This is a genomic window from Georgenia sp. Z1344, from assembly GCF_049856295.1.
In the GTDB taxonomy this organism is placed as follows: domain Bacteria; phylum Actinomycetota; class Actinomycetes; order Actinomycetales; family Actinomycetaceae; genus JB111.
The window spans coordinates 196,157-204,858 of record NZ_JBNDMZ010000008.1; the positions used below are offsets into that span (position 1 = coordinate 196,157).

Consider the following 8,702-nt stretch of genomic DNA (forward strand, 5'->3'; position numbering starts at 1 on the left):
ACAGATGGCTCTTTTTTCCCCTTGCCCCCGACGCCCCGTTCTCCCCCCCCCGGGACCGTCGTCGCGTGGCGGGGCCCGGGCGCGCTACCGCTCGGGTGCCTGAGTCGGGCCACGCTCGCGCCCGGCCGTGAGTCCCGGACGAAGAACGATCCGACGACGCCGAGTGCGCCGATCGCCCCGGCCACCGCGAACGCGACGTTCGCACCGTGGATGGCTCCCGACGGCCCGTAGACCTCGGGGTCGCGGGCGGCGCCGGACATCACGGTGACGAGCACCGCGGTCCCGACGGAGCCGGCCACCTGGCGCAGCGTGTTGTTGAGCGCCGTGCCGTGGGGGATGAGGCTCGGCGGCAGCACGTTGAGCGCCGCCGTCGTCACCGGCATCATCACCATGGCCGTGCCGAGCATCCGCACGGCGTTGACCGTTGCGATGTAGGCGAAGGTGGTGTCGGTCGACAGCCGCGCCAGCATGAACGTGGTCGCCGTCAGCAGGACGAACCCGACGATGCTCAGCGCCTTCGCGCCGAACCGGTCGAAGATGCGGCCCGTGACCGGCGACATGAGGCCCATGACGGCCGCGCCCGGGAGGAGCGCCAGCCCGGACTCCATGCCCGAGTAGTCGCGCATCTCCTGCATGTAGAGCGGGAGGACGAGCATCCCGCCGACCATCGCCATGAACACGCACATCCCGAGCGCGGTGTTGAGGGCGAACATCGGGTGGCGCAGCACGCGCAGCTCGAGGATCGGGTCCTCGATGGTCAGCTGCCGGTGGACGAACGCCACCAGCGTGAGGGCCCCGACGACGAGGGGCACGATCACCTGGGCGCTCGCCCAGCCCGCGTCCCCGGCGGCGCCGAACCCGAACAGCAGGCCGCCGAAAGCGAGGGTCGACAGGACGATCGAGGCGACGTCGAGACGGGGGTCCGACCGCTCGGTGACGTTCCGCAGGATGACGTAGGCGACGATCATGTCGATCACCGCGATCGGCAGCATCATGACGAACAGCGACTGCCACGGCAGGTGGTCGATGATCCAGCCGGACAGGCTCGGGCCGATCGCCGGGGCGAACGCGATGACGAGCCCGAACGTCCCCATGGCCGTGCCGCGCTTCTCGAGCGGGAAAACCGCGAAGAGGATCGTCTGGGCCAGCGGCATGATGATCCCGCCGCCGGCAGCCTGGATCACGCGACCGACGAGCAGCACGGGGTACACCGGTGCCACCGCGCAGACCACCGTCCCCACCGTGAACAGGCCCGTCGCGGTGAGGAACAGGGCGCGGGTGGTGAACCGGCGGATGAGGTAGGCCGTGACCGGGATCATGATGCCGTTGACCAGCATGAAGATCGTCGTCACCCACTGGACCTGGCTGGCCGAGATCCCGAAGTCCGCCATGAAGGCCGGCAGCGCCGTGTTGAGCAGCGTCTGGTTGAGGATGATGACGAAGGCGCCCGAGATGAGCACCGTCAGCAGGACGTTGCGGTTGACGGGCGCGGGGGAGCGGGTGCCGTCGCGGGCGGTGCCGTCGCGGGCGGCGCCGTCGTCGGACGAGGAGCCGCGCTCGTGCTCCGGTAGAGTGTCGTCGCTGGTCAGGGTGCAGCCTCTCGGTCCGTCCGCCCGCGGCTCGCGGGGGACTGTCGTCGTCGGAAGTGTCGGTCGGGTCTCGTGCGCGGCCGGGTCAGCCCGTGAGCCGCACGTCGGGCTCGGCGATGCCCTCGTGCTCGAGCTCGGCGAACGCGGCGTCGACAAGGTCGGCGAGCGAGGCCTCGTCGCCCGTCGTCCACCGGCGGATCGAGACCCGCAGGACGCCCACGGCCGCGAGGAGGGTGGGCCGCAGGTCGTCGGGCCCGGTGCCGAGGCGCTCGGCGAGAGCCTCGGCCAGGCTCTGCTCGAGGCGCACGTACTGCGCCAGCTGGCGCGTGAGCAGGGGCAGGTGCGCGTGGACCAGGCGTTGCCGTGACTGCAGGCGCTCCCGGTCCGGCCGGACCTCACCGAGCCGGTAGCTGCTGACGATGCCGACCCGGATCGCTCGCAACGGCGGCTCGTCGGGCGGCCGGGCGAGGATCGATCGACAGAAGACGTCCGCCGACTCGGAGGTCTCCGGGACGATGGCGTCCTCCTTGCAGGAGAAGTAGTTGAAGAACGTGCGGGCGGACACACCGGAGGCCGCGCTGATCGCGTCGACGGTGAGGGACTCCATGCCGTGCTCGAGCGCCAGGTCGAGGGCGGTGCTTCGGATGGTCCGGTGCGTCTCCTGCTTGCGCTGCTCCCGCCTGCCGAGGGGGGCCGGTGCGGTGCTCGGGTCGGTCATCGACGACGACGCCAGGTCCGAACATGCAGACTCTGCAAGTTCAGCGATGTGGCGAGGAGGCGTCGTCGTCCGGCGCGGCCGCGCAGGGCACCCGGCCCGGGCAGGATCAGGAGGTCGCCCATGTCGCCGGTGTCGTGCGTGCCGTTCAGCGGATCTCGAAGTCAGGCTGTCGTGCGTCGTCGTCGCCCGCAGTGCGGCGGGCGACGGCACCGCCGGGGGCTGTTCGGGCGTCGACGGGCCGGACGTCGACCGCGTCCACGCGCGCCGCCGGCGGACCTGAGCGGCACCACTCGAGCACCGCGTCGACGTCGCGGCGCGCACCCGTCAGGAGGGCCTCCACCCGGCCGTCGCCCGTGTTTCGGACCCAACCCGACACCGACCGTGAGCGCGCTGCCTCCCGGCACGCCGCCCGGAAGCCGACGCCCTGGACCCGGCCGCTGACGATCACTCGCACGGTGGCCATCGCTCGTGTCCCCCTCACCGTCCGCGGGGCGGTGCCAGGTCCGGGACACCGCCCCGCACGGGCCGGCTCCCGCCGGCCCGGACGGTTACGCGAGGTTGTCCTCGGCGAAGACCGTCATCGCGTCCCGGACGTAGGCCGCGTAGCTGCGGCCCTCGTCCGAGTATGTCGCGCCGAAGCGCGGGTCGTCGACGTACATCTGGCCGAGGCCGATGAACGCTTCCCTGCTCGGGGACGTGCCGCCCCACCCGGATCCGATCCAGTCGTACTGGCGGCGGGCCAGCGCCTGGACCTCGTCGCTGCGGACGTCGAGGCCCCGCGCGGAGGCGTCGCCGAAGCCCTCGGCGACGTCCTGGATCTCGCGCTGGAAGGCCGCCTTGTCGGCATCGGTCAGCGAGCGCCACCAGGCGTCGGAGTCGGTGTAGGCCTGGTGGCCCCACCGCTCCTCGACCTCGTCCTTGTGCTGTGTGTGGTCGAACCCGTCGAACATGTCGCGTGCCACGAGCTCTCCTCCTTCGTCGATCATGGTGATGGTGGACCGCACCGATCCGGCGACGACGCGGAGCCGCTCGCTCTCGAGGTCGAGCCGCTCCGCGTGCGCCCGCAGCGCCTCGGTGACCGGCACGTCCTCCTCGAGGACCTCGCCGATCCGCGGCAGACCCAGCCCGAGCTCGCGCAGGACGAGTATCTGCTGCAGCCGCAGCAGGCCCGCCCGGTCGTAGAACCGCACGCCCCCGTGGCCGGTGCGCGCCGGCACGAGCAGGCCGACGGCCTGGTAGTGCCGCAGCGTCCGGCTCGTCGTACCCGTGAGCCGGACGATCTCCTGCATCGACCATTCCTGGTCCGGCATGGCTCCTCCGTTCGTCGCGATCGGTGCACGCACCACCGTTCCGCTTGACGCCGCGTCAATCGCAAGGGGCGGTGGCATCGCCGTCGTGTGGTCCCGCTCACGGCCACCAGCCGGTGCTCGGTGGTCATTCGTCCGGCGTCGGTCAGCGCCGGCCTGTCCCGGGCGCTCAGCCGTCCGTGGGCAGCGCGCCGAACTCCGTGAGCATCCCGAGGACCCGCTCGTCCATCGCGACCTGGGCGAGGAGGATGCCGATGCTGCCGTCGGGGGCGACGAAGAAGTCCGTGCCCAGCCCGCCCGACCACCCCCACCGGCCGGCGGACGGCCCGGACGTCGTGACCGAGACGCCGTACCCCCACCCGGTGGAGTCCCAGAAGCCGGGGAAGAAGCTCTCCGGCGTCTTGGCGGTCTCCGGGACCTGGTCCGTGCGGAGCGCGGTGAGCAGCTCCGCGGGGATCAGCTCTCCCGCCGCGAGCGCCCGCAGGAACGCGTGGAGGTCGGTGAGCGTGGAGACGAGCTCGGCGTGCCCCACCTCGAAGGGCGGGGCGACGTAGAAGCCCCCGCCGGCCGGCTCGATCTCCTCGAACCCGTCGGCCCCGCGGCGGTAGGCGGCGGGGAGCCGGTGGGCCCGGCTCGCCGGGACGACGAAGCCCGTGTCCGTCATGCCGAGCGGGCCGAACAGCTCGTCGGCCAGGACGACGGCGGTCGAGGTGCCGGCGACCCGGCCCAGCAGGATCCCGAGGATCCCGAACGAGTGGTGGTACCGCCAGCCCTCGCCCGGCTGGACTGCGAGGGGCAGCGTGGCCAGCGCGGCGAGCCAGTCGTCCTGGCCGAGGCGCGGCGGGGCCTCGTCGGCCTCGGTCCCGTTCGCCGCCATCGCGTCGGCGAGCGGGGAGCCGGGAGCGAGGGCGCCGTAGCCGGACATGTTGGTGAGGAGGTGGCGCAGCGTGATCGGTCGGCGCGCGGGCACGGTCTCGTCCAATCCCGCCGCCGGGTGGACGAGGACACGCCGATCGGCGAGCTCGGGCACCCAGTGGTCGACCGGTGCGTCGAGGTCGAGGTCGCCGCGCGCGACGAGCCGCAGCGCCGCCACGGCGGTGACGACCTTCGTCATCGACTGGATGCGCACGATCGCGTCCGGGGACGCGGCGGGTCCGCCGACGGTGAGGTGGCCGACCGCGACCGGATCGAGGTCCCGGCCGAGTGTCGCAACCACCCCGGGGACGGTGCCCTCGTCGACGTGGCGGGTGAGCGCGGACCTCGTCGTCGCGGGCATATCGCCAACCTACCGCCGGAGCCCGGCGGGCGGAACGGGAGGGCGGCCGCGGTCCGGGCGTCCGTCCCGGGGCGGGAGTTCACCGAACGGGCCCGTCCGGTTCACCTTCGGATGACATCGTCCGGGTTGCCCGTCACACGGCTCCCCCTCCGGCTCCCTCGGGCCGGCCGTACCCGTCTGGAGAGATGTCAACGATGCGTAGATCTTGGACCTCGGGGCTGCTCGCCTCGGCCGCGGCGCTCGCGGTGGTGACCGCCACGGTCCCCGCCGCTGCCACCCCCGACGACGGCGGGGCGATCCCCCTCCCGGCGGCCCCCGGCGCCGCGCAGCCCGACTACGGTCCGGTCGAGCCGGACCCGGGCCAGGTCGCCGCGGGTGAGCCGACCGTCAACGTCGACGAGGGCGAGCGCGTGAGCGGTGTGCACACCGTCGTCACCACCCCGAGCGTGGCCGGCGAGAACCCCGCGAACATCGAGATCGACGGGGTCGCCGACGAGGACGCGCGGGTCACCCTCGGCGCCGAGGCGCTTGCCGAGACCGATGCCGCGTTCGTCCTCGACGTCACCGCCGCGGTCGAGATCGCCTACAGCAACTACCTCATGGTCAACGGCGAGCGGGTGGGGATCCTCGAGCAGATCGCCAACGTCAACGACCACCCGATCAACCTCCCCGCCGACCTCGTCACGCTCGGGCACAACGAGATCGAGTTCCACACCGGGACCCGCGCCTCGACCTGCGGCATCAACCACGACGACGTCGTCATCGGCAACTTCCGCCTCCAGATCCCCGGCGGCGAGCAGTTCAGCAACCCGGCCAACCCCACCACCGGCCCCGCCCCGGGCGCGGACGGGCTGTACAACATCGGTGACGGCAACTGCGGATCGAGCAGCAAGCCCCGCTTCCTCACCACGGAGTTCACGGTCGACGCCGAGCCGAACGAGCACTCCGGCCTGCTCCTCGAGCTCGACACCACCGCGCTCGAGGACGGCGAGCACACCCTGACCGTGACGACCGACGCGGGCGCGACCACCGAGCGCACGATCGTCGTCGACAACACCGGCCCCGCGCTCGTCTCCTCCACGCCCACCGACGGTGACCACCTCCTCGGCGACGCGGTCGTCACCGCCGAGGTCGCGGACGAGGCCGGCGTGACCGGCGACGTCGCGCTCACCCTCGACGGCACCCCGATCGCGGCCGGCACCACGATCTCGTCCGACACCCTGAGCGAGGGCGCCCACGAGCTCGTCGTCGAGTCGACCGACGCGCTCGGCACCACCTCGCGCCACGTCGTCGAGTTCACCTCCGCCCCGAACACCCCGGGAATCGCGGACCTGTCGCCCGCGACCGGGACCGCCGGCGTCGGGCTCGACGCGCCGCTCGCGGCAACGGTGACGGACCCGCACGGCGACGACGTCGACGCGACCTTCTACGTGGCCGAGCCCGAGCTGCCGTCGGCCGCCTACCAGGGCACGACCGAGGAGCTCCCGCTCGGCCAGCTCGACCTCACCGGCCAGGAGGAGGCCGACGCCGCGCCGCTCGCCCCGGGCGACGACGAGGTGCTGCGCAGTCCTGCGGCCGAGGGCGTGACGTACCAGCGGTTCGACGTCCCGGTCGAGAGCGACGGCGAGCAGATCGTCTCCTGGTCCGGCGAGGTCGACCCGGCCCGCGGCGCCCGCCTCTACGTGTGGGACGGCGTCGAGCTGGCCTGGGACCTCCTGCAGGACGCCCGCGGCACCGCCGACGGCGCGACCGAGCTCGGCGGGACCGCCGACGCCCAGCACGTCGACGACGGCACCGTCCACCTGCTCGTCGAGGGCTACGACCCCTTCGCCGACGACATCGAGGACCCCGTCGCCGACTCGTTCCGCGACCCGGAGACCTACGACTTCGCGATCGCGCACAACACGGACACCCAGTACCTGTCCGAGGGCGCCGTCGACCAGGAGGGCGCCGCCGCGGACCGCTTCCGGGACGCCTACGTCGACACCACGCAGTGGATCGCGGACAACGCCGACGAGCGGAACATCGCCTACGCCCTGCACACCGGTGACCTGGTCAACGACGACACCGTCGTGACCGACGACCCGGACTGGATCGCCCACGCCCGGGCGCAGTACGACGTCGCCGACGAGGCGCAGTCGATCCTCGACGATGCCGGCATCCCCAACGGTGTCCTGCCCGGCAACCACGACAACCGGTACGGCAACGACAACTCGCTCTACAACGAGTACTTCGGTCCGGAGCGGTACGAGGCCCTGTCCGAGAACTGGGAGAACGCGGAGTACGGCGGCCCGTGGCGCGAGGGCGACAACCAGAACCACTACGACCTGTTCTCCGCCGGCGGGCTGGACTTCGTCGTCGTGCACCTCGGCTACCTCGCCACGGCCGAGGAGCTGGCCTGGGCGAACGAGATCCTCGCGCAGTACCCGGACCGCAACGCGATCCTCGCCTCGCACGAGTACATCAACGCCTCGACGGCGCCGGACGCGCGCGGGGCGACGCACACCGCGCACTGGGGCCAGAACCTCTGGAACGACGTCGTCACGCAGAACCCGAACATCGTCCTCGTGCTCTCGGGCCACGTCCACGGCGTGGGGACCAACGTCCGGCACGACGTCGCGGAGCCCGGTCACCACGTGGTCGAGCTGCTCGCCGACTACCAGGAGTACCTGGTCGACGACGAGAAGACCGCCGGCTTCATGCGCCTGCTGCAGTTCGACGTGGACCGCTCGGAGCTGACGGTGGACACCTACTCCGCCCGCCTCGACAACTTCGGGGCGAACGAGTTCGACTCGGCCACCAACCGTGACTACGACGGCACCGAGGACGACTTCACCGTGCCGATCGACCTCACGACGCGCACCACCTCGATCGCCACCGACTCGGTGCTCGTCACCGCCTACTCCGACGAGGAGATCGGCACCGACACCGTCGCGTCCGGCGAGACCGCGACCGTCGAGTGGTCCGGCCTCGAGCCGGCCACGACCTACGGCTGGTACGTCGTCGCGCAGAACGCCACGGGCGGAGAGGCCGTCTCGCCGGTCGCGACCTTCACGACGACGTCCGACGGCGGCGAGGAGCCCGGCCCCGACCCGGAGCCGGAGCCTGGGCCGGAGCCGGTGCCGCCGACTCCGGGGCGTGGGTTCTACCTCAACGACGGCTGGGACGCGGTCGCGGAGCACGAGTTCTCCTTCGGCCGGGTCGGTGACGAGGTGCTCGTGGGTGACTGGGACGGTGACGGGAAGCGACTCGCTCGCGGTCCGTCGCGGGAACAGCTACTTCCTGTCCAACTCGCTGTACGGCGGGAACGCGGACGTCGAGCTCGACTACGGCCGGGCGAGCGACACGGTGCTCGTGGGTGACTGGGACGGTGACGGCGTGGACACCTTCGCCGTGCGCCGGGGGAACAGCTACTTCGTGTCCAACACCCTGGAGTCCGGGGACGCGGAGACCGAGCTGGACTACGGCCGCGCCCCCGACGCCGTCCTCGTGGGTGACTACGACGGCGACGCGATCGACACGTTCACGGTGCGTCGGGGGAACCGGTACTTCATCGCCAACTCGCTCACCGGTGGGAACGCGGACTCCGAGCTCGCCTACGGCCGGGCCACGGACGAGGTGTACGTCGGTGACTGGGACGGTGACGCGGTCGACACGTTCGCGGTGCGGCGTGGGATCACGTTCTTCGTCTCGAACTCGCTGACGTCCACGGTCGCCGAGATCGAGCAGGACTACGGCCGCTCCGGTGACGAGGTCTTCGTCGGCGACTGGGACGGCAACGGCACCGACACCGTCGGCATCCGCCGCTGACC

Annotated in this window: 6 protein-coding genes; 1 reads left to right on the forward strand and 5 read right to left on the reverse strand. The window is 72.0% G+C overall.

What is annotated here, in order from left to right:
• From ACPYO6_RS10685 to ACPYO6_RS10705, 5 genes are all read right to left on the reverse strand, one after another.
• On the reverse strand, positions 1 to 1,745 hold a 1,745-nt coding region (locus tag ACPYO6_RS10685), incomplete at its 3' end, for an MDR family MFS transporter (protein WP_425714842.1).
• Entirely contained in the window at positions 1,675 to 2,307 is a 633-nt protein-coding gene (locus tag ACPYO6_RS10690) for a TetR family transcriptional regulator (RefSeq protein ID WP_425714843.1), read from the reverse strand. The genes ACPYO6_RS10685 and ACPYO6_RS10690, both read right to left, overlap by 71 nt.
• A 145-nt stretch (positions 2,308 to 2,452) precedes the next feature.
• Positions 2,453 to 2,770 (reverse strand): acylphosphatase, encoded by a 318-nt coding sequence (locus tag ACPYO6_RS10695; protein ID WP_425714844.1) that lies wholly within the window; start codon positions 2,768 to 2,770, stop codon positions 2,453 to 2,455.
• 85 nt (positions 2,771 to 2,855) lie between these two features.
• Positions 2,856 to 3,617 (reverse strand): MerR family transcriptional regulator, encoded by a 762-nt coding sequence (locus tag ACPYO6_RS10700; protein WP_425714845.1) that lies wholly within the window; start codon positions 3,615 to 3,617, stop codon positions 2,856 to 2,858.
• Between the two features lie 166 nt (positions 3,618 to 3,783).
• Positions 3,784 to 4,890 (reverse strand): serine hydrolase domain-containing protein, encoded by a 1,107-nt coding sequence (locus tag ACPYO6_RS10705; protein ID WP_425714846.1) that lies wholly within the window; start codon positions 4,888 to 4,890, stop codon positions 3,784 to 3,786.
• Positions 4,891 to 5,084: 194 nt separating this feature from the next.
• On the opposite strand from ACPYO6_RS10705, the gene ACPYO6_RS10710 reads away from it, so the two are divergent.
• On the forward strand, positions 5,085 to 8,252 hold the full coding sequence (locus ACPYO6_RS10710) for a metallophosphoesterase (protein WP_425714847.1): 3,168 nt from the start codon (positions 5,085 to 5,087) through the stop codon (positions 8,250 to 8,252).
• The last annotated feature ends 450 nt before the right edge of the window (positions 8,253 to 8,702 follow it).